The 22,792-nt window shown below is 34.4% G+C and carries 20 protein-coding genes; all 20 read left to right on the top strand.

All coding sequences use genetic code 11. The annotated features are described in order from the left end of the window. The first annotated feature begins 27 nt into the window (after positions 1 to 27). The 20 genes from cpxR (at position 28) to PR809_RS14500 (ending at position 22,790) form a co-directional block, all read left to right on the top strand. Positions 28 to 726, top strand: a complete 699-nt coding sequence (gene cpxR / locus PR809_RS14595) for an envelope stress response regulator transcription factor CpxR (protein ID WP_004265224.1) — start codon at positions 28 to 30, stop codon at positions 724 to 726. Further along, positions 723 to 2,093: an envelope stress sensor histidine kinase CpxA gene (gene cpxA / locus PR809_RS14590; protein ID WP_004906999.1), complete on the top strand. Its 1,371-nt coding sequence runs from the start codon at positions 723 to 725 to the stop codon at positions 2,091 to 2,093. Before cpxR ends, cpxA begins: the two co-directional genes overlap by 4 nt. A 454-nt stretch (positions 2,094 to 2,547) precedes the next feature. Beyond that, entirely contained in the window at positions 2,548 to 3,984 is a 1,437-nt protein-coding gene (locus tag PR809_RS14585; RefSeq protein ID WP_206276848.1) for a capsule assembly Wzi family protein, read from the top strand. Between the two features lie 649 nt (positions 3,985 to 4,633). After that, complete coding sequence (locus PR809_RS14580; protein ID WP_206276847.1) at positions 4,634 to 5,824, top strand: UDP-N-acetylglucosamine 4,6-dehydratase; 1,191 nt, start codon at positions 4,634 to 4,636, stop codon at positions 5,822 to 5,824. A 12-nt stretch (positions 5,825 to 5,836) separates the two neighbouring features. Further along, a complete protein-coding gene (locus PR809_RS14575; protein ID WP_206276846.1) occupies positions 5,837 to 6,985 on the top strand; it encodes a LegC family aminotransferase in 1,149 nt (382 codons plus the stop codon). Further along, entirely contained in the window at positions 6,982 to 8,136 is a 1,155-nt protein-coding gene (neuC, locus tag PR809_RS14570; protein ID WP_206276845.1) for a UDP-N-acetylglucosamine 2-epimerase, read from the top strand. The genes PR809_RS14575 and neuC overlap by 4 nt, the downstream gene beginning before the upstream one ends. After that, entirely contained in the window at positions 8,126 to 9,151 is a 1,026-nt protein-coding gene (neuB, locus tag PR809_RS14565) for an N-acetylneuraminate synthase (RefSeq protein WP_206276844.1), read from the top strand. Before neuC ends, neuB begins: the two co-directional genes overlap by 11 nt. Continuing rightward, positions 9,148 to 10,095, top strand: coding sequence for an ATP-grasp domain-containing protein (locus tag PR809_RS14560; protein ID WP_272524562.1), 948 nt, complete (start codon positions 9,148 to 9,150; stop codon positions 10,093 to 10,095). The genes neuB and PR809_RS14560 overlap by 4 nt, the downstream gene beginning before the upstream one ends. Next, the gene (locus tag PR809_RS14555; RefSeq protein ID WP_272524561.1) at positions 10,088 to 10,780 is read left to right on the top strand and encodes an HAD family hydrolase; all 693 of its coding nucleotides are present in this window, start codon (positions 10,088 to 10,090) and stop codon (positions 10,778 to 10,780) included. The genes PR809_RS14560 and PR809_RS14555 overlap by 8 nt, the downstream gene beginning before the upstream one ends. A gap of 1 nt (position 10,781) precedes the next feature. Beyond that, on the top strand, positions 10,782 to 11,837 hold the full coding sequence (locus tag PR809_RS14550; protein ID WP_272524560.1) for a nucleotidyltransferase family protein: 1,056 nt from the start codon (positions 10,782 to 10,784) through the stop codon (positions 11,835 to 11,837). After that, complete coding sequence (locus tag PR809_RS14545) at positions 11,837 to 12,538, top strand: acylneuraminate cytidylyltransferase family protein (RefSeq protein ID WP_272524559.1); 702 nt, start codon at positions 11,837 to 11,839, stop codon at positions 12,536 to 12,538. Before PR809_RS14550 ends, PR809_RS14545 begins: the two co-directional genes overlap by 1 nt. Positions 12,539 to 12,629: 91 nt before the next feature. After that, positions 12,630 to 14,207 carry a capsular polysaccharide export protein, LipB/KpsS family gene (locus tag PR809_RS14540; protein WP_272524558.1) on the top strand — a complete coding sequence of 526 codons (1,578 nt, stop codon included), beginning with the start codon at positions 12,630 to 12,632 and terminating at the stop codon, positions 14,205 to 14,207. After that, entirely contained in the window at positions 14,200 to 15,030 is an 831-nt protein-coding gene (locus PR809_RS14535; protein ID WP_272524557.1) for a hypothetical protein, read from the top strand. The genes PR809_RS14540 and PR809_RS14535 overlap by 8 nt, the downstream gene beginning before the upstream one ends. 385 nt (positions 15,031 to 15,415) lie before the next feature. Then, positions 15,416 to 16,651 carry an O-antigen polymerase gene (locus PR809_RS14530; RefSeq protein WP_272524556.1) on the top strand — a complete coding sequence of 412 codons (1,236 nt, stop codon included), beginning with the start codon at positions 15,416 to 15,418 and terminating at the stop codon, positions 16,649 to 16,651. A gap of 161 nt (positions 16,652 to 16,812) precedes the next feature. Then, positions 16,813 to 18,066 (top strand): glycosyltransferase, encoded by a 1,254-nt coding sequence (locus tag PR809_RS14525; protein WP_272524555.1) that lies wholly within the window; start codon positions 16,813 to 16,815, stop codon positions 18,064 to 18,066. Next, positions 18,062 to 19,168, top strand: coding sequence for a GDP-mannose 4,6-dehydratase (gene gmd / locus PR809_RS14520; RefSeq protein ID WP_206276345.1), 1,107 nt, complete (start codon positions 18,062 to 18,064; stop codon positions 19,166 to 19,168). The genes PR809_RS14525 and gmd overlap by 5 nt, the downstream gene beginning before the upstream one ends. Before the next feature lie 10 nt (positions 19,169 to 19,178). Then, positions 19,179 to 20,141, top strand: a complete 963-nt coding sequence (gene fcl, locus PR809_RS14515) for a GDP-L-fucose synthase (RefSeq protein WP_181489963.1) — start codon at positions 19,179 to 19,181, stop codon at positions 20,139 to 20,141. A gap of 14 nt (positions 20,142 to 20,155) precedes the next feature. Next, positions 20,156 to 20,632: a GDP-mannose mannosyl hydrolase gene (locus PR809_RS14510; protein WP_206276338.1), complete on the top strand. Its 477-nt coding sequence runs from the start codon at positions 20,156 to 20,158 to the stop codon at positions 20,630 to 20,632. Positions 20,633 to 20,637: 5 nt separating this feature from the next. Next, on the top strand, positions 20,638 to 22,047 hold the full coding sequence (locus tag PR809_RS14505; protein WP_206276337.1) for a mannose-1-phosphate guanylyltransferase/mannose-6-phosphate isomerase: 1,410 nt from the start codon (positions 20,638 to 20,640) through the stop codon (positions 22,045 to 22,047). Then, positions 22,044 to 22,790, top strand: coding sequence for a glycosyltransferase family 2 protein (locus PR809_RS14500; RefSeq protein ID WP_206276336.1), 747 nt, complete (start codon positions 22,044 to 22,046; stop codon positions 22,788 to 22,790). The genes PR809_RS14505 and PR809_RS14500 overlap by 4 nt, the downstream gene beginning before the upstream one ends. The last annotated feature ends 2 nt before the right edge of the window (positions 22,791 to 22,792 follow it).

Below are 22,792 nucleotides of genomic sequence, written 5' to 3'. Positions count from 1 at the left end.
TATTTTGGCAGTTGGAGGACTTAAAAAATGCATAAAATCCTATTAGTTGATGACGACCGTGAACTCACGTCGCTATTAAAAGAACTGCTGGAAATGGAAGGTTTCAATGTTGTCATCGCCTATGATGGTGAACAGGCATTACAACAAATTGACTCATCCATTGACCTGTTACTGCTTGATGTCATGATGCCGAAAAAAAATGGTATTGAGACATTAAAAGAACTGCGCCAAATCCATCAGACCCCCGTTATCATGTTAACGGCTCGCGGTAGTGAGTTAGATAAGGTTCTGGGCCTAGAATTAGGTGCAGACGACTATCTACCTAAACCGTTCAATGACCGTGAACTGGTCGCGCGTATTCGCGCTTTACTACGCCGTTCTAACTGGAGCGAGCAAACTCAAGGCGACAATAGCAATACCCCTGTTTTACAAGTTGATAAACTGCAACTTAACCCAGGTCGCCAAGAAGCCAGCTTTGATGATGAAATTTTGGACTTAACAGGCACCGAATTTACGTTGTTATATCTGCTCGCACAGCACCTAGGCCAAGTGGTTTCTCGTGAACACCTTAGCCAAGAAGTACTTGGTAAGCGCTTAACACCGTTTGACCGTGCTATTGATATGCATATTTCAAACTTACGTCGCAAACTTCCAGAACGCACTGATGGCCAGCCGTGGTTTAAAACCTTACGTGGCCGCGGATACTTAATGGTTTCTGCCACATGATCAACAGCTTAACCGCAAGGATCTTTGCGATCTTCTGGTTTACCCTCGCACTAGTATTAATGCTAGTGCTGATGGTGCCCAAGCTCGACTCTCGGCAAATCACCGTCCTTATGGAAAGTGAACAACGCCAAGGGGAGATGCTTGAACAGCATATTGAAGCCGAACTCGCACAAGCTCCGATGAACGACCTACTTTGGTGGCGGCGTATTTCTAACGCCATCAAAAAATGGGCGCCTCCCGGCCAACGCTTGATTATCGTCACCAGTGAAGGCCGTGTGATTGGCGCAATGCCAAGTGAAATGCAGGTGATACGTAACTTTATTGGGCAGTCCGATAACGCGGATCACCCGAAAAAGAAAAAATATGGACGAGCCGAAATTCTCGGGCCATTCTCCATTCGTGATGGGGAAGACCACTACCAGCTGTATTTAGTTCGCCCAGCAAGCAGCCCACAATCTGACTTTATTAACTTATTGTTTGATAGGCCGTTCTTATTACTGATCGCCACAATGCTGATCAGTGCTCCGTTATTATTATGGTTATCTTGGAGCCTTGCCCGCCCCGCTCGTAAGTTAAAAATGGCGGCAGACGATGTAGCGAAAGGAAATTTACGACCACACCCAGAGCTAGAAGCCGGCCCACAAGAGTTCTTGTCTGCGGGAAATAGCTTTAACCAGATGATCAGTGCCCTTGATGGTATGGTTAGCGCCCAGCAACGCTTAATCTCTGATATTTCTCATGAATTACGGACTCCACTGACACGTTTGCAACTGGCAACAGCCTTATTACGCCGTCGCCATGGTGAAAGCAAAGAGCTAGAACGCATCGAAACCGAGACCCATCGCCTAGATAGTATGATTAACGATTTACTGGTGTTATCCCGTAGCCAGCACAAAAACGAGATCTTGCGTGAAAATATCAAAGCCGATGAACTTTGGGGCGATATCTTAGATGACGCTAGCTTTGAAGCCGAACAGATGAACAAAACCCTCGAGGTCACTTCTCACCCTGGGCCTTGGCCGTTATATTGCAACCCTTCCGCTGTCGGTAGTGCATTTGAAAATATTGTGCGTAACGCATTACGTTATTCACATACGCACATTGCTGTTGATTTCAAAGAAGAAAATAACGGTATTTTAATCACTGTCGATGATGATGGCCCGGGTGTTAGCCCTGCTGACCGCGAGCACATTTTCCGCCCGTTCTACCGCACAGATGAAGCTCGAGACCGAGAAACAGGTGGAACTGGTTTAGGCCTTGCAATTGTTGAAACCGCAATAACGCAACATAAAGGTTGGGTTAAAGCGGATGATAGCCCATTGGGTGGTTTAAGGTTACAAATCTGGTTACCTGAGCACGGACGTTAGCCCCCTAAACCTAGGCCTTCTTTTAAAAGAGAAGGCCTTTAATATTTACCCACAAAATAAATCTAGCGCCTAGAATGTTCTTATATTGCACCTAAAACCCATAATCCCTAAACAAAATACTAATATATAACTCCATTTATAGCGTATTTTTCATTCAATATGAAAATAATCAGCAAGATAAAAAAAAATTATTAATATATAACCCCAGACGTATACATATTGTTTTATATCTTAATATGTTACTAAATCCTATACCTTGCATGTTTATCTGATATTCTGTTTTACCTAGTTAAAGTGTGATGATTTCTATTTTCATAGAAGGCACAGAAGCCCAACCTAATAGCTATTTTGATACTTATAATAATAGGCTGCTAATAATCATATTTTAATTTTATTTATAGGTTTTATTTACCTATTCAGTATTAGGCGAACTCAACTTCAAATGGATTTATCAATGAAAAATTTCAAGCTCACCAAGCTAGCAATACTTGCTGTCCTCAGTGCTATAAGTGCACAAAGCGTTGCAGGGGGATTAGTTCTACCAGATAACAACTTACGTAGTGACCTTGCTTGGCTTTCTGAACGCAACGTTATCCAAATTAGCTTATCCACTTGGCCGCTGTCCCAAGAAGAGATCACCCGCTCTTTAAATAATGCCAATATTACGAATAGCGAGCAAGAAGCTATTATTCAGCGCATTAAAAAGAACCTCGACCGTAAGAAAAACGGCGTTCAACTAGAAACTCACTTTGCATCTAGCCATAGCTCCATGCCACAAGGCTTTGCCCAAAGTGAATATAGTGACATTCGCTATACCGTTTCAGGCAACTACAGCACTGACGATGTAGACTTAAATCTGACGGCTAATGGCGAACGGGCTTTACGCGTTGAAAATGGTTCTGACTACAACCTCAACGGCTCATATGGTGGTGTAAAAATTTGGAACCAATGGGTAACTTTTGGTGAGATCCCACAATGGTGGGGCCCCGGCCACGACGGCAGCTTAATTCGTACCGATGCCGCACGCCCTATGACCGGTTTCTTAATTCAGCGTGCTGACCAAAGCCCTTTTGAAACTCCATGGCTTTCTTGGATTGGTTCGTGGCAATATCAGTTAACAGCGGCACAATTCAAACAGTATGACCCCAAAAATACTAAACTGATTGGTCTACGCATGACTATGAACCCAACTGATTTCTTCGAACTTGGTGGTTCACGTGTGGTCATGTGGGGAGGCGATGGCCGCCCTAACAACTGGGATTCTTTCTGGGATGCAATGGGTGGAAAGGATAACACCGGAGATAAGAATAAAGACCCAGGTAACCAGTTGGCAGGCTTAGACTTCAAACTAAAACTTTATCCATTAATTGACATACCCGTCAGTTTCTACGGCCAAATGGTGGGTGAAGATGAAGCCAACCTTTTCCCATCGAAAAACGCCTTCATGGGCGGTATCGAAGGCTACCACACCTTATGGGGCCAACCACTAAATTGGTATATTGAAGGCGCGAATACCCATACTGAGTGGGACAAAGACGGCGTAATGTATCAACACTTTATTTATGGTAATGGTTATTACCAACAAGGTGCACCGCTAGGCCACGCCATGGGCGGTGATGGGCGCATGCTCACAACCAAAGTGGAATACACTCTCGATGATGACAACCGTGTTAGCACCCGCCTAATGTATGCGAAGGTGAATAAATCTAACTTTGATGGCAACAAGTTATTCCCTAAATCAGAAACCATCAAAGGCGTTGATTTCGGTTGGTGGCACAACTTTGACTATGACATCAGCACTGATGCGAAGGTTTGGGTGTCTAAAACTGATTACGAAACACGCAATGATTTAGGCGCAGCCGTTACAGTAAACGTGCCGTTTAAGTGGTAGTTGGCACCAATTAAGCATATTTAAACAAAAATGGGTTATGTTCTTAGCATAATCCATTTTTTTATCCCCTTAGCATTATTATTTTAGTTAAAAATATATTATCCATATAATCCCAATCAATACCCAAGTGAATTAATATAATCAATTAAGTATTTTATTAATCTATTGTTACTCTCAATTGGGATAAATTTGGATATATAAGCATCTTACTTTTATTAAACCCACACTAAAGGCAATGATATATAAAGAATAACTTAACTTAAATATATAATCACGTACAAAGCGTAACAATAGGATTATAACCTGATAATTTAAAATAATTTATTTCATTGCTACTCCTACTAGGACTATTCCCTAACACTATCACAGTGATAGTCAGTAACTAGCTTTAATGGTATTATTAAGCGCTTTTTACTTGACCAAATAAATGCTGAAGCATACCCTTGGTCGGCTAAAAAACAATAAGCTTTGCTTATCAATTGAACAAGTTAGCAAAAAATGCAATGTTTTCAATTGATAAGTATGCTTTTACAATTTCAATGGTGCTCTGGGACCCGACAACCCAGTGCGGTAGCTATGGGTGTTATTAAATATTAATAATAGATTGAATAATCCATAGTTCAAATTTAATTAAATTGGTCTCTGAATTATGAATCAAATACTCCCTCTTATCGGTCGTTCTAATGCTTTATTTAATCAAGACATTAAGGCTCATGAAAACGAACTAATTAAAATAGTTAGTCAATCACGTTTTTTAGTTCTAGGTGGAGCTGGTTCAATTGGTCAGGCAGTAACGAAAGAGATATTTAAACGTAACCCTAAAAAACTTCATGTTGTTGATATTAGCGAAAACAACATGGTTGAACTAGTGAGAGATATTCGCAGCTCATTTGGTTATATCAATGGCGATTTCCAAACCTTTGCTTTAGATATTGGATCCATCGAATATGATGCTTTTATTAAAGCTGATGGTCAGTATGACTATGTGCTTAATTTATCCGCACTAAAGCATGTTCGCAGTGAGAAGGACCCATTTACCCTAATGCGCATGATTGACGTCAATATTTTTAATACCGATAAAACAATCCAACAATCAATTAATTCTGGTGTTAAAAAATACTTTTGCGTATCCACAGATAAAGCCGCTAACCCAGTCAATATGATGGGCGCGTCAAAACGTATTATGGAAATGTTTTTGATGCGTAAAAGTGAGAAAATTGAAATTTCAACAGCTCGTTTTGCCAACGTCGCCTTTTCTGACGGCTCACTCCTCCACGGGTTTGATCAACGACTTCGAAAACAGCAACCTATCGTTGCTCCTAATGATATTAAACGCTACTTCGTCACCCCTCAAGAGTCAGGTGAGTTATGTTTAATGTCTTGTATTTTTGGAGAAAACAGGGATATCTTCTTCCCAAAACTCAGTGAAGCTCTTCACCTTATAACCTTTGCTGATATTGCTGTTAAATACCTTAAACAGCGCGGTTATGAACCACATTTATGTAAAGATGAAGACGAGGCCCGTGAGTTAGCGAAAGTATTGCCAGCTAAAGGTAAATGGCCTTGCCTCTTCACAGCAAGTGACACTACAGGCGAAAAAGATTTTGAAGAGTTTTTCACTGATAAAGAAGAACTTGATATGATCCGTTTTGAAAACCTTGGCATCATTAAAAATGAAGCCAACTACCAACCTGATCTCCTAGACTTCTTTGAAAAAAACATCGAACAGATGAAAGTGAACAAAGAATGGAAGAAAGAACAAATCGTTGAGCTATTTTTCAAAATGATCCCTGATTTTGGTCATCAAGAAACAGGTAAATATCTCGACAGTAAAATGTAAGGTCACAACATAATGAAACCACAAGCACTGATAGAGTTTATTCGAGACACATACAAAACTAATGATTTTATTCCACTGCATGCCCCAACATTCACGGGTAATGAAAAAAATTATGTAGTAGAAACAATCGATAGCACTTTCGTCTCCAGTGTTGGGAAATTCGTTGACGAATTTGAACGAAAAATGGAAGCGTTCACTGGTAGCGCTCGCGCAGTTGCTACCGTTAATGGAACCGCAGCATTACACACCGCGCTATATATGGCAGGTGTTCGTGCCAATGATTTAGTTATAACACAAGCATTAACCTTTGTTGCTACTTGCAATGCCCTCTATCATATGGGGGCTCAGCCTATTTTCGTCGATGTATCCCCTATTAGTTTAAGCCTATGCCCTAAAGCTGTAGAACAATACCTCGAAGAACACGCTGAACTCACAGAAAATGGCTGCTTCCATAAACAAACAAAACAAGCAATTAAAGCCGTCGTTCCAATGCATACATTCGGGCACCCCGCAGAGCTTGATGAGTTACTTGTTGTATGCCAAAAATGGCATTTATCTTTAGTTGAAGATGCTGCAGAAAGTTTAGGGTCTTTTTATAAGGGCAAGCACACTGGGACTATTGGGGAATTTTCAGCCCTAAGCTTTAATGGTAATAAGATCATTACCACTGGCGGTGGTGGAATGGTTCTTTGCGCCACAGAAGAAGCTGGAAAACATACAAAACACATCACCACAACAGCAAAAATTCCTCACCCATATGAGTTTTTCCACGATGAGCCGGGCTTTAATTACCGCTTACCTAATTTAAATGCAGCGCTAGGCTGTGCTCAAATGGAGCATTTATCCTTATTTTTAGAGCAAAAACGCAGACTCGCGAATCAATACCAAAGTTTCTTCACTGGTAGCGATTATCAATTTGTTGTTGAACCATCTTATGCGAAATCTAATTATTGGCTAAATGCCGTCATCTGCTCCGATGCAAGATCACGAGATGATCTGTTAAAACAGACGAATGAAGCAGGTGTAATGACTCGCCCTATTTGGAAACTGATGCACCGTTTACCAATGTTCAAAGACGCTTTATGTGGTGAACTTAATCAATCCGAGTTTATTGAAACGCATCTAATTAATTTACCAAGCACACCGCTGGATATAGTATGAAAGTTGCAATCATCACTAGTACTCGAGCAGATTTTGGACTCTTATTCCCTCTCATAAAAGAGTTAGAGAATGATATTGAGTTTGATGTGACTGTTATTGCTACAGGAAGTCATTTAGATCATAAGCGTGGCTATACAGTAGACGAAATTTACCATTCGGGTATCAATAATATAATTGCTGTAGAAACAGATGTCACTGATACAAGTGACTTAGGTATTTCAATAACAGCCAGCGATACCTTACATAAAATGTCATTGACACTTGATAAACTAGATCCAGACCTAGTTATTATACTTGGTGACAGATATGAAATACTATCAACTGCATTTTCTGCCTTTTTACTCAAAAAACCAATAGCTCACATTTCTGGTGGTGATGTTACTAGTGGAGCATTGGATGATTCAATTCGACATAGCATAACTAAATTAGCAAGCATTCATTTCACAACAACAGAAGCCTATAAAAAACGTGTAATACAATTGGGTGAACAACCTAATAAAGTATTCAATGTAGGTAATTTATGCATTGATAACTTTAAAAAAATAAATAAAGCTTCTAAAGAAGAGCTAGAAAACTTCCTTGGATTTAATTTATCAAATCATTCTCAAAATATATTAGTAACCCTACATCCAGAAACGACTTCTAGTTCACAGACTGAATTAAATACTATTTTTTTCACCGCATTAACAAAATTAAAAGATACAGGTATAATTATTACGTATCCAAATCATGATGCTGGTAGCGATGAAATAATAAAGCATATACAAAGTCTACAAAGATGCCTCCCTGAGCATGTTTGCGTAAAAGAATCATTAGGAATGCGGTACTATCATTCACTCTTACAGTATGTTAATGCTGTTATAGGTAATTCCTCAAGTGGCATCACCGAAGTTCCTTCTTATGGGATTCCAACTATTGACGTAGGAAACCGACAAGAAGGAAGAATTAGAGCAAACTCAGTATTCAATTGTTCATATAACGAACAAGAAATAACGGCATTATTAAAATATGTATTAGAACCCTATATACAGTCTCAAATAAAAAATACAGTTAATCCCTACGGTGATGGAAATACCTCTGAAAAGATAGTTAGTATTTTAAAAAAAATATCACCGCCCAATCTTATTAAGAAAAAATTCTATGACATTTAATAAAAAAATAAATCACGTATATATTATTGCGGAAGCAGGTGTTAATCATAATGCTGATATTAATCTAGCCAAAAAAATGATTGATGTGGCAAAAGAAAGTGGTGCCGATGCAGTGAAATTTCAAATTGCATTACCTGAATTGGTAATGACAAAATGGGCAGGAAAAGCAGAGTACCAAGAGGTGAATACCGGTACTACTGAAACACAACTAGAAATGTGTAAAAAATTGCATTTGAAGTTAGACGACTACGAATTCTTAAAAAAATATTGTGATGAACTTGGAATTACATTTTTAGCTACCGCTTTTGATAAACCATCTCTAGAAGTCTTAAAAAGACTTGGTGTTGATACATATAAAATCCCCTCTGGTGAAGTAAACAATTTACCTTACCTAAGAATGCACTGTGAAAAAGATATGAAAATTATCCTATCTACAGGAATGGCTAATCTAGAGGAAGTAAAAATAGCTACCCAAGTGTTACTTGATGGTGGAATTAAAAATGAAAACCTAACTGTTTTACACTGTAACACTGAATACCCAACTCCAATGGAAGATGTAAATCTATTAGCTATGGAAACTATCCAGAAAAGCTTAAATGTCAAAATTGGATATTCCGACCATACAAAAGGAATTGAAGTTCCTATTGCTGCCGTTGCTTTAGGTGCTACTTGTATTGAAAAACATTTCACTTTAGATAGAAGCCTACCAGGACCTGACCATATTGCGAGCATCGAACCAAATGAACTAAAATTAATGGTTCAATCAATACGTAATATTGAAAAAGCGATATCAGGCAATGGAGAAAAAATACCATCTGAAAGTGAGAAAAAAAATATAGCGATCGCTCGACGCTCTATTGTTGCAAATAAGCCTATTGCAAAAGGTGAACGTTTAACAGAAGAAAATATAACAACGAAAAGACCTGCTACAGGGCTTAGCCCAATGCTTTGGGATAGTGTTATCAATACAATTGCAAAAAAAGATTATGTAGAGGATGAGTTAATAGAGCTATGAAAATGCAAAGAACGCTCCTTTTTCCTAATGTTGGACGTAGAGTTGAATTAGTCAGTCGTTTTAAAGAATATGCTAAAAATAATGATATCCAATTAAATATTATTGGAACGGATCTTAATAATGATGCACCTGCATTATATTTTTGCGATAAAATTTATCAGTTGCCTAAACAGAGAGACGAAAAACTTGTTGAATTATTTAATGATATAATACGGACTCACAATGTTGATACTGTTATATGTACCATAGATCCAGACTTGGAGTTTTTCTCTGAAAATAGGCACATCTTTAACAAAAATGAAAAGTTAGATCTGATGTTATCTCACCAAGACATCATTAGGGCATCATCAGACAAAAATTTAACTGAACAGCTTTTTCGGGATGCTAAGATAAATACTCCACAAGTTCTAGCTACATCTGATACGTTTCCTTTATTTGCAAAACCAGCTAAGGGTAGCGGCTCATTTGGGGCAAAATTAATTCAAAATAAAGAAGAGTTAGAAACATATCAGCAAGAATACAGTTTATATAACCCTATATTTCAACAGTATATTTCCGGTAAAGAATATACTATAGACTGTTTTGTCACAAAAAATAATGAAATATATATATCTCCTAGGGAAAGAGTAAAGGTGAGAGGAGGTGAAGTAACTGTTAGTAAAACGGTAAAACACCATCTACTCATCCAAGAATCTAAAAAATTACTTAATAATAGTAAATTTTATGGGCCAATTACCTTACAAGCTATAGTATCAGATGAAGATAATAAGGCATACTTTATAGAGGTAAACCCACGTTTTGGTGGTGGTTCAATCTTATCTATTGAGGCTGGATTGAATAGTATTTCTTATATTTTAGATGATGCAAATTCAGTATCAAATATTAAAGAAAATATAAAAATGTTAAGATATGATATGTCTGTATTTATAGATGAAAATGAATAAAGAATTACTTATATTTGATCTAGATGACACAATATATCCAGAATACACATATAATTTAGCTTGCTATAAAGCTGCATCTGAACAATTAAAACAGGATTATGGTGTAGACAGTTACGCCATGATTGAAAGTTTATTTTCAAAACGTATATATACTGGGCTTTTCGAAAAAGTATCAGAATATTTTAATTTAAATCTATCTGAAGACTATATATTTAATTCATTAGTAAAGACATATAGAGGTCATATTCCTACACTAAAACCATATCACGGTTTTATAAAAAATATAGATTTATTGAGAGAAAAATATTCTCTGTCTATTATTACAGATGGAAATAAAGAAATACAAAGAAAAAAAATTAAAGCTCTAGGGATAGAACCTTATTTTGATTATATTGTCTGTAGTTCTGAGCTAGGTAAGGAGGTATCTAAACCGATGTCTTTACCATACGACACTGTCTTAAATTACTTTGATATCCCTCCAGAAAAAAGCGTCTATATTGGTGATAATCAGGCAAAAGACTTTATTTATCCAAAATCAATAGGTATGCATTCAATTCACTTAATGAATATAGAAGAAAACAACAATTTAATTTATCAAAATAAAAAAGGTACTTCTGCAGATTATACTTATTATTCTTACTCTGAACTAATTCAGAACTTACCTAAAGTATTTAAAGAGAAATAAAATGAATAATTGGGAAAAAGTTATTGTAAGTCCTCAATCTACTATACGTAATACTCTTTCTATATTAAATGAAACAGGCTTACAGATAGCTATGGTAATAGATGATAATAATAATTTGATTGGTGTTATTACTGATGGTGATATCCGAAGAGGCTTACTTAGAAATATCTGCTTGACTGATTCAGTTTCTACAATCATGAATACAACCCCCATAACTGCAGATATCAAAGCCCATAATAATGAGCTGAAAGAAATAATGGAATCAAATGGAATATTATCTATACCGTTATTAAAAGATGGTAAAGTAGTGGGTCTTGAGTCATTACACCATATAAATAAAAAAAATAAATATCAAAATCCTGTTTTTATAATGGCTGGGGGATTTGGTACTCGTTTAAGACCTTTAACAGATAATTGTCCTAAACCTATGTTAACAGTTGGCACAAAACCAATATTAGAAATAATAATAGATAACTTTGTTAAGGCTGGTTTTAATAACTTTTATAGTTCAACACATTACATGCCAGAGCAAATAAAAAATTATTTCGGTAATGGTGAAAATAAAAAAATTAATGTTACTTATGTGCATGAAGAAAACCCACTCGGCACTGGTGGAGCTTTAGGCTTACTACCCAAAGATATTCCTGATGATCTCCCTATTATTGTAATGAATGGCGATGTCTTAACAAAAATAGACTTACAAAAATTATTAGATTTTCATATTAGCAATAACGCCGATGCAACAATGTGTGTTAGAGAATATGATTATCAAATACCCTATGGCGTTATCAACAGTGAGGGTAATAAAATAACTAGTATGGTCGAGAAACCTATTCAACGTTTCTTTATAAATACTGGAATTTATGTTATTTCACAAAATATAATTAAATCAGTCCCACAAAATCATCGTATTGATATGCCTACTTTGCTTGAACAACATATTGCTATAGATAAAAATGTTCTCATGTTTCCTATTCATGAATATTGGCTAGACATAGGCCGTATGGACGATTTTAATAGAGCACAAAAAGATATTTATTCTCTGGGAATATTATAATGATTAATAATAAAAAAATAATAGCTATTATTCCGGCAAGAGGCGGCAGTAAGAGGCTCCCTAGAAAAAATATACTACCATTAGCAGGTAAACCACTAATAAACTGGACGATAGAAGCTGCTCTAGCTAGTAAATATATAGATAAAGTAATTGTTAGTACTGATGACATGGAGATACAAAAAGTTGCACAAAAAGCGGGAGCATATGTCCCCGAATTAAGACCAGAAAATCTATCAACAGATACAGCAACAACACAAGATGTTGTATTTTATATACTAGATAAATTTGGTGACAATGAAGATATCGTTGTTATACTGCAACCTACATCTCCTTTACGAAATCATACCCACATTGATGATGCTTTAGAATTCTTTGAAAAGAAAGGTGCTTTTTCTGTTGTTTCTGTGACACCTTGTGAGCATTCCCCTTTATGGTGCAATACGCTTCCAATAGATAAATCTATGGCTAACTTTTTAACAAAAGAAGCAATGAACCGGTCACAGGACTTAGAGCAATATTATCGTATAAATGGGGCAATATATATATTTAATATGGCTAAACTAGCTAAATACAATGAAATATGCTATACCTCTAAATCTTTTTCATATATTATGGAAAATAAGTATTCTATTGACATTGATAATTATTTAGATTTAAAAATTGCAGAAACAATAGCTCAGGATAAGGATAGCAGCGCTTAAATTTATTTTGTTTGCAATCAACTCTAAAAATTTATTTTAAATATATCCTTTAATAAAGGAATGACTAAAAACTTTAAGGTTACGTATTTAAATGTTCAGAAAAATAAAGCAAGTTTTAAAATATCTGAGGTCTTATAAATTATCCAATAGTGAAAACGAGTTTATAAAATTAAATAGTGAAATATGGAAGAGTTCCTCATCTCCTAATAAAACAAATAAAATATGCCTCATTGAGGGTCATATAGACTGTCCAGCTAGTATTATTGATAAGGCAAGGATGGCTAAAGCCATTGAAGAATCTACAGGAGCTAAGCCTGTTGTGTATATCAGGGGGTTTAGTTTAAAAGGGAGTAATGTTGCCCATATTTATAAATCATTTAATATACAAGAATTTTATTTATGGTGGAACTCCTATTTAAACCCATTCATAGTAATCCCCTCTATATTTAAAACTATGAATATTTATTTATTCACAAGATCAGGTGAGAATCTGCTTAAAATAAAATATAAAGGTGTTTATATTGGTGATTTGATTTATGATACTTTAATAAGATTTAAACCCAATAGCTACACTCTAAACAATATAAAAATTGAGCATGTTCGCTTAATTTTAAGAGCATTTATAACTTTTAATATAAATAACAAATTAATAAAGAAATACAACCCAACGTATTTAGTTACGAGCCATAATGTATATGCTGAGTTCGGCATGCTCCCAAGACAAATTCGCCATAATAATAATGGTATAGTTTTTTTAAAAGATATCTACGCCTACAAATGTTATGATATTAAAACTCCTATTAATGAGCATTTTCTAAAAGTACGCCGCTCTGATTTTCAAGAAAAACTAATTTGTGATGATTATTATTCAAGTGCACGGAAATATTTTAAAGAGCGGATGCAAGGAAATATAAATCAAATAGATGTAAAAAATGCATTCACAAATAAAAAACCATATAAAATAAGTGAATTAAAAATTACACACCCCAAAATTGATATTAATAAAAAAAATGTAATTGTAATGTCCCATGCCTTTTCTGACTCACCACATGTAGGTGAAGGCCTATTGTTTAAAGATTATTATGATTTCCTAGAACAAACATTAATACGTTTAAATGATAACAACGAAATTAACTGTTTTGTTAAAACACATCCAAGCTCCTATATGTGGAATGAAAAAGGTGGTGTTGAGCACTTAATCGAAAAAAACAAACTTTCAAACATTTACATATTACCAAATGATTTAAATACTAACTCTATATGTGAATTAGCCAATTATATTGTCACAGCAAAAGGAACTGCAGGTTTAGAGTTCAGCTGTTTAGGAATCCCGGCAATTACTGCTGGAAAAGGATTCTACTATGGTTTTGATATTACCAAAGAACCCAATAGCATTAGCGAATATTATAATTATTTAGATACCATATGTTATATACCTAAGCTAACAGAGGAAACTAAAAGAAAAGCTCTAGTCCTCCTATACATGGTATCACAAAATAAACATCATTCTAAAATTCTACCTTATCAACATATAATGCCTGGTGAAAATTACCATGAAATTTATCAAGAGAAATTTCATGAAATTGTAAATAATATGAAAAAAGGTGAAGTAATGAAGGATGACTATTACCAGATGGTTTTAAATGATGCGGCAAAGTGTAATGATTAAAAAAGGTATTCTTTATATAATCTTTAATTATATAATTCAACTTTTAAATATTATTTTAAGTTTAGTTTTTATGCGTTACTTGTCCCCATCAATGCTTGGAGATCTATCACTAGCTCGAACCTGGCAACAACTAGTTGATTACTCACACTTTGGTACACGATTTTCATTAGATAGATATGTCCCCACCGCTGAGGATGAAGAAAAAAAAGAGTTATTAACAACAGTAATGTTAACAACACTATTTGGTGGCTTTTTAATACTAATTTTTTCTATAGTATTTAATGATATCAATAAAGTAGTTACACTATTAAGCGCTACTGGCCTTTTCATGGCAATTTCTAACATCCTTAAAACTTATCTCCGAGCTTCAAATCAAATATCAGAAATGTTAAAAATTGTATTATTTGCACAGCTATTTCCAATACTGATATCATTATCCGTGTATCTTTTTACGAAAAGCTTTTCATATTACCTATATAGTACACTCATAATTCATGCTCTCACTGTTAGCTATATAATTGTTATAAATAAACATTCGTTTATAAGAGAAAGTCTGAAAAAAACAATTGAAGTATATAAGAGAATTTCATATCCATCCCTTCTGTTATTTATTAACTCTATTTGTGTTTTTTTATATTTAGTCATGGATCGTTTCTTTATAGACTATTCTTCAGGCCGTGATGCATTAGGAAACTATAGTGTAATTACCTTTGCATTTAGCGCATTAATGATAGTTCCAGCAACTGTTACTGAGTTACTTTATGTAAAAATAATAAAACAAAGTTCATTAGATAAAAAATTCTTTTCATTAAAGAGCCATTAATAGTTTTAAGTATAACAATATTAAGTGTGATAATAGCAAACCCAATAATGTTTTTTTTCATAACTAAATTTACAAGTTATTCTGATTTACTATATAATATGCATTATGCTACATTAGCCGTAATCCCTTTTTCATTAACTTCTGTATATTTCCATGTCTTAAATGGTCTAGACTTAAGAAAGCAAATGGTTATCGTTAATATATTTACATGTATAACATTATTAGTTTTATATCTTATACCTATCATCTATGCTATACCCCAGCCCCTCAGTTTTTATATAAACATAAAAATAATAACGGGCTGTTTAGTTTTTGCTGGATACATTTCTGTACTTCTTATGTATAGAAAGAAATATTCAAAAATTACTCGCTGACATAATAAATCATGATATCTACAATATACCTAATTTTAGCCATAACTTTTTATTTTTTAATTTATGTAAAAAGTAAAGATAAACTTCACCCTCTAGGAATTGGTGTGCTTTTATGGTTTTTAGCTTGTTCTTTATCAAGTTATGATGATTTTTTTGATTCTAACTTACAAGTCCACCTATCAACTGAAACTCATATTTGCATGCTTTTGGCTGGTTTTTTTTATTCTATTCCTTTTATTTTTTCGAAAAAGAAAAATAAAGAAGTTTTCATAACACAACGAATATACTTTTCTTCTACTTATATATTAGTCTTTAATTTATTATTATGCCTTACTATAATTGCGTTCTTTATCAGATTCCGAACTGAAATTTCAAGTCCTGCTTTATTTACAAAAGAAGTAATGAGTGATTTAAAAAGCACAATTCCTGATGCTTTACCAGGCCTGCACTATATCGAACTCCTGACTCCATATCTAGCAATACTAGCTTATTTAGAAATGAGGCTGTCATTACATATAAGAAGAAAAAGATATATATTACTTGTTGCTTATATTTTTTATTCCATTATAACCGCAATACTGTATAAAGTTTCTCGAGGTGAGCTTTTAATATTTGTATTGGGCTATTTATATATTTTTTTCTCTTGTAGCTTAAAACAAAAAAATTTCAATAAAATTATTATATTATCTATTTTCATTGCCATATTCATTTTTGTTGGTATAACACGAATTTCAGATGAAAGTCGTGTTTCCACACAATTTGGTAGTGGTACTTTAAATACCATATTCAGTCAATTTTATACCTACATAGCAATGAACTTTCAAAACCTAAACTCCATAGTAAGTTCCACTATAGAACCAACCTACATTTGGGGAAGTTTGAAATTTTTTCTTAGACCATTCTTTTCAAATGAATATGATATGAATGAACTAGGGCTATTAGATGATTCAGTACTTTTTTTCAATGCTAAAACTTTTTTATATTACTTTTATAATGACTTAGGTATAGCTGGTGTCATATTATACCCATTAATTATTGGTTTAATTTTACAAGTATTTTATAACGCATATTGTAAAGATATTAAATACTTAGCAATGCTAGCACCTTTAATGAAAGCTATCGTGTTTATGTTTTTTGGTAACTATTTCTTCGGCGAATTAGTCCTTTTAACTCCTTATTTTGTTGTATTCTTGTTCATCAGTATGATGCAAACTAAAAATGAAAGCACTTCAAAAAACACTAATTAAAATGTTATCTACATAATGGAATCAATATAAGAAAATTTTACTTATAATTTTTAATATTCTATTAAAACCTTCACTTATCCTTAATTATGCTAAAATAATCGTACAATAAGCATAGAAAAATTATAAATCATATATTTAATTCATATATAAGTTGGTATCATATGACGCTCAAAGTAAAATATATTGCCTTTACTGCAACTAGAGGTGGTGCTGCAAAGGCAATGTTTAGACAAGCTCTGATAGTTAATAAAAATAATTTATGTGTTGAAATTATAAACATGGAATCCCCTCTTAGTGTAAATAATATCGATGATATAAACATCACATCTCCAAATAGATTTTTATTTGCAATTAACTTCATTAAACGCTGCTTATCTTTTTTTCTTTTAAAGTTAATGAAAACCAAAAACAACTCCAAACACTCTCTAAATTTATTTAGCAATAGATTTATAAAAAACAAAATTTCAGATGGAGATATAGTACATATCCACTGGATTAACAATGAAACTTTGTCGATAAAAGACATTTATGACATTTCAGTAAGAAGTAAATGCTTTATGACACTACATGATGAGTGGACATATCTAGGCTGCCAACACTATCGTGAAAATAATAAAGAAGAAAAAATGTTTTTTTCTAAAAAAAATAACATTGAGTATAAATTTAAAAGTATAATCGATTTGAACTGGTTTAATTTCAAAAGAAAGAAAAAATATTTAACCTGTGCTAACCTCACGTATATTGTTCCTTCCCAATGGATGGCGGAGCAAGCTAAAAATAGTATTTTACTGCGTAACGCACGGATTGAAGTAATACCAAATGTTATTAATTTTGATGTCTTTCGAAGAACTGTAAAAAAAGAAACTGATAAGTTTAAAATTTGTTTTGGAGCCATCAATGGAAATAAAAGCCCTATTAAAGGATTTGATTTACTGGTCAAAGCTCTAAACATTATTTCAAAAGAAAATACAAATCATAATATAGAACTATTTATTTTCGGAAGCAATTATACATACATAAAAGAACTGGAAAAATTTAATTGTACTTGGCTTAACCATATTACCGATGAAAATGAACTGGCAAAAATTTACTCATCATGTCACATTACAGTTGTTCCCTCACGAATAGAGTCATTTGGTCAAGTTGCAGCTGAAAGCATTGCTTGTGGAACACCAGTAGTGTGTTTTGATACCTCGGGATTAAAAGATATTGTTATTCATAAAGAAAATGGCTATTTAGCCGAACCTTTTAACATTAGAAGCCTTTCAAATGGCATATTATATTTTTATAACCTTAATACCACTAATTATGAAGAAATTAGCTTAGCTTGCCCGCAAACTATTTACTCTAAATTCAATTCAGATATTGTTGGCAATAAGTTAATTACGTTATATAGGGAGAACTCCAATGATTAAAAAAGTATTAATCACCGGCATTACTGGCCAAGATGGCTCTTATCTCGCAGAATTTCTATTAGAAAAAGGCTATGAAGTTCATGGTTTAATTCGTAGAGCCTCGTCTTTCAATACGGAAAGAATTGACTCTGTCGTTAATAATAGCGATAAAATTAAATTACATTATGGTGATTTAACTGACACTTCAAACTTAATCCGTTTAGTAAACGAAATCCAACCAGATGAGATTTATAATTTAGGTGCAATGTCCCATGTGGCTGTATCTTTTGAATCTCCTGAATATACCGCTGATGTTGATGCTATCGGGACATTACGTTTGCTAGAAGCTATCCGTATTAATGGACTGGAAAAGAAAACCCGTTTCTATCAAGCATCAACATCAGAACTTTACGGGGAAGTTCAAGAAATACCACAAAAAGAAACCACACCTTTCCATCCCCGCTCACCATACGCTGTAGCGAAAATGTATGCTTACTGGATCACCGTAAATTACCGTGAGTCATATGGCATGTATGCATGTAATGGCACTTTATTTAACCACGAGTCCCCTCGTCGTGGCGAAACTTTTGTCACTCGCAAAATAACCCGTACTATAGCTAATATTTCACAAGGCTTAGAACAGTGTTTATATCTAGGTAATATGGATGCGTTACGTGACTGGGGTCATGCAAAAGATTACGTTCGTATGCAATGGATGATGTTACAACAAGAGCACGCTGAAGATTTTGTTATTGCAACAGGTAAACAAATTTCTGTACGTGAATTTGTACGTATGTCAGCACAAGAGGCAGGAATCAAGCTCTCATTTAGCGGTGCCGGTGTTAATGAAATAGCAACAGTAACTGATGTAAATAAAACACTCGCACCGAATGTAAATATCGGTGATATTATAGTCCGCGTTAGCCCTAAATTCTTCCGTCCTGCTGAAGTTGAAACCCTTCTTGGTGATCCTTCAAAAGCAAAAGAAAAATTAGGCTGGGTACCAGAAATCACAGTGGAAGAAATGTGCTCTGAAATGGTTGCTTCCGATATAGAAAAAGCAAAACAACATGCTTTACTTAAAGCAAACGGCTTTAATGTTGCTATTTCTTTAGAGAATTAAGGATCACTACGTGAAGAAAAGAGTATTTGTTGCTGGCCATAATGGCATGGTTGGCTCAGCAATAATTAGACAATTACAAAACCGTAACGATATTGAGCTAATCACAAAATCACGTCACGAGTTAGATCTCACAAACCAAGTAGCTGTTGATGATTTCTTTGCCCAAAATAAAATTGATGAAGTCTATTTAGCCGCTGCTAAAGTGGGCGGTATTCATGCAAATAATACTTATCCTGCCGATTTTATTTATGAGAATTTAATTATGGAATGTAATATTATACATTCAGCTCATAAATATAATGTTCAACACTTACTATTTTTAGGCTCATCTTGTATTTATCCAAAGTTAGCTACACAACCGATGTCTGAAAGTGCATTGTTAACTGGTGTTCTTGAGTCAACAAATGAACCTTATGCAGTTGCAAAAATTGCTGGTATCAAACTTTGCGAATCGTATAACCGACAATATGGGAGAGATTATCGTAGTGTTATGCCAACCAATTTATATGGCGAAAACGATAATTTCCATCCAGAAAATTCACATGTAATTCCAGCCTTAATGCGCCGTTTTCATGAAGCTAAACTAAATAATGATGAACAAGTCGTTGTTTGGGGAACAGGAACACCCATGCGTGAATTTCTTTATGTCGATGATATGGCTGCCGCGTCAGTCTACGTTATGGAATTAAATAAGGAAACATACCAAGCAAACACTCAACCAATGTTATCCCATATAAATGTTGGTACAGGAATTGACTGTACTATTCGTGAAATGGCTGAAACTATGGCTCGAGTTGTTGGTTTCAAGGGAAGCGTTGTTTTTGATAGTAGTAAGCCTGATGGCACGCCAAGAAAATTAATGGATGTATCTCGTCTGAAAAGACTAGGTTGGGTATATTCGGTCGCTCTTGAAAGTGGATTAAATAAAACCTATCAATGGTTCCTGCAAAATCAACATAATTTTCGCAAATAGTGGATTGAATAAATATGACGCAACGACTAGCACTAAATACATTTAAAACTATCGTTGCATCTACCCCTTTAGTTTCTATTGATCTGGTCATTTGTAACTCACAAAACCAAGCATTGTTAGGGCTACGAAATAATCGACCCGCTCAAGGTTATTGGTTTGTACCAGGAGGGCGTATTTGCAAGGATGAAACTTTTGATATCGCTTTTCAGCGTTTAACGTTTGAAGAGCTTGGCTTCGACTATAATATAAATAATGCTACATTTATTGGTCATTACCAACATCTTTATCAAGATAATTTTTCAGAGGATAATTTCTCTACTCATTATGTTGTCTTGGGATATTTAATAGAAGAAGATATCGACCTCAATAAGTTACCGTTAGAACAACATAGAAACTATCAGTGGTGGAATATTGATGAACTTCTCAACTCTCCAAAAGTTCACGATAATACAAAAGCCTATTTTATCAATAACCATTTAAATTTACGGTAAATATTATGTTATTGCCTGTTATTATGGCGGGAGGTTCTGATAGCCGTTTATGGCCTCTTTCTCGTAGCCTATACCCAAAACAATTTATTAGCTTAACTAGTAAGAAAACTATGTTACAAGAAACGGTTGCGAGGTTAGATACTTTAAAACACAAGCCACCTATGTTTATTTGTAATGAAGAGCATCGCTTTATTGTTGCAGAACAATTAAGACAAGAAAATTTTAAGCATAGTGGAATAATTTTAGAACCCATAGGCCGTAATACAGCACCAGCTATAGCTTTAGCTGCTATTCGAGCCACACAGGCAGGCGATGACCCATTACTTCTCGTTCTCGCTGCGGACCATGTAATTCAAAATCATGAATCATTTACTATAGCAATAGAACAAGCAGTAGATGCAGCAGAACAAGGAAATCTTATTACATTTGGAATTGTACCAACAAGTCCTGAGACCGGCTATGGATATATCAAGAAAGGTGATTACGTAAACAATCACACTTTTACTGTTGAACGATTTGTCGAAAAGCCTGATTTAACTACAGCCGAAAGTTACTTTACAAGTAAAGAATATCTTTGGAATAGCGGTATGTTTTTATTCAAAGCATCTTGTTATCTTAATGAACTGAAAAAATTTTGTCCCGATATATTGAGATCGTGCGAATTAGCAATGCAAAATGCATATCACGACTTAGATTTTATCCGTATAAGTTACGATATTTTTAATTCATGCCCGAATAACTCTATTGATTATGCCGTCATGGAGCATGCTGAAAACGTACTGGTTATTCCTATGAATGCGGGTTGGAGTGACGTTGGCTCTTTTAGTTCACTTTGGGAAGTATCCCCAAAAGATCAACAGTTTAATGTAATTATTGGTGATGTTCTTACAGAAAATACAACTAATAGTTATATTTATTCCCAAAATAAACTTGTATCCACTGTAGGCATTGACAATTTAGTTATTGTGGAAACAAAAGATGCTGTTTTAGTTGCCGACAAGAATAATGTGCAAGATGTGAAAAGCATTGTTAACCAACTTAAAAATACTGGTCGCCCTGAATGTGAGCAACATCGAGAAGCCTATCGTCCATGGGGGACACATGATGATATTGCAGAAGGTCAACGCTTTCATGTCAAACATTTAAAAGTAACACCAGGTGAAAAAACTGCATTACAGATGCATTATCATCGAGCCGAACATTGGGTCGTAGTACAAGGTACAGCAAAAGTAACCAATGGTGATAAAATTTATATACTCAGTGAAAATGAATCAACCTATATTCCTATAGGTTCTCCTCATAGAATCGAAAATCCTGGCAAAATTGATTTACATCTGATAGAAGTTCGCTCTGGTAACTATTTACAAGAGGACGATATTATTAGACTAGAAGAATATGGTACAAAAGAAAAATGAAAATATCAATTATTACAGCCACCTATAATAGTAGTAAAACCATTATAGATACTATTTTATCTCTAGAAAAACAAACCTATTCCAATATCGAGTATATTATTGTTGATGGTGCCTCCTCGGATAATACCCTTGACATCATCAAAAAATATAGTACTAAAATCTCCACTATCATATCTGAGCCAGATAAAGGAATATATGATGCATTAAATAAAGGTATAATGGCTTCTACAGGTGATATTGTTGGCTTTCTTCATTCGGATGATGTATTTGCATACCCAAATGCCATTGAAGATCTCGTGAGTACTTTAGTTAATGATAAATCTCAAGCTATATATGCAGATCTAGAGTATGTATCAAAAGAAAATACAGAAAATGTCGTTAGACGTTGGGTCTCCGGTAGTTATAAGCATGAAAATTTAAAAAAAGGCTGGATGCCTCCTCACCCAACTTTCTTTATGAAAAAAGAGCTTTATAAAGAACATGGGGTATTTGATCTTAACTTTAAAATATCTGCTGATTATGACTCGTTATTACGCTATTTATGGTTACATAATATTTCCGTCTCTTATTTACCAAAAGTAGTGACTAAAATGCGAGTTGGTGGTGAAAGTAACCGAAGCTTTTTAAACATTCTAAGAAAAACAAAAGAAGACATTTTAGCACTCAGAAAAAATAATATTTTTTGGGTATATCCCTTACTTATGAAAAATATTTCTAAGTTACCTCAATTCATTAAGAAATAGTA

It is taken from the genome of Providencia sp. PROV201, assembly GCF_028479545.1.
Taxonomy (GTDB): domain Bacteria; phylum Pseudomonadota; class Gammaproteobacteria; order Enterobacterales; family Enterobacteriaceae; genus Providencia; species Providencia huaxiensis.
This window is presented reverse-complemented; position numbering and strand designations above follow the sequence as displayed.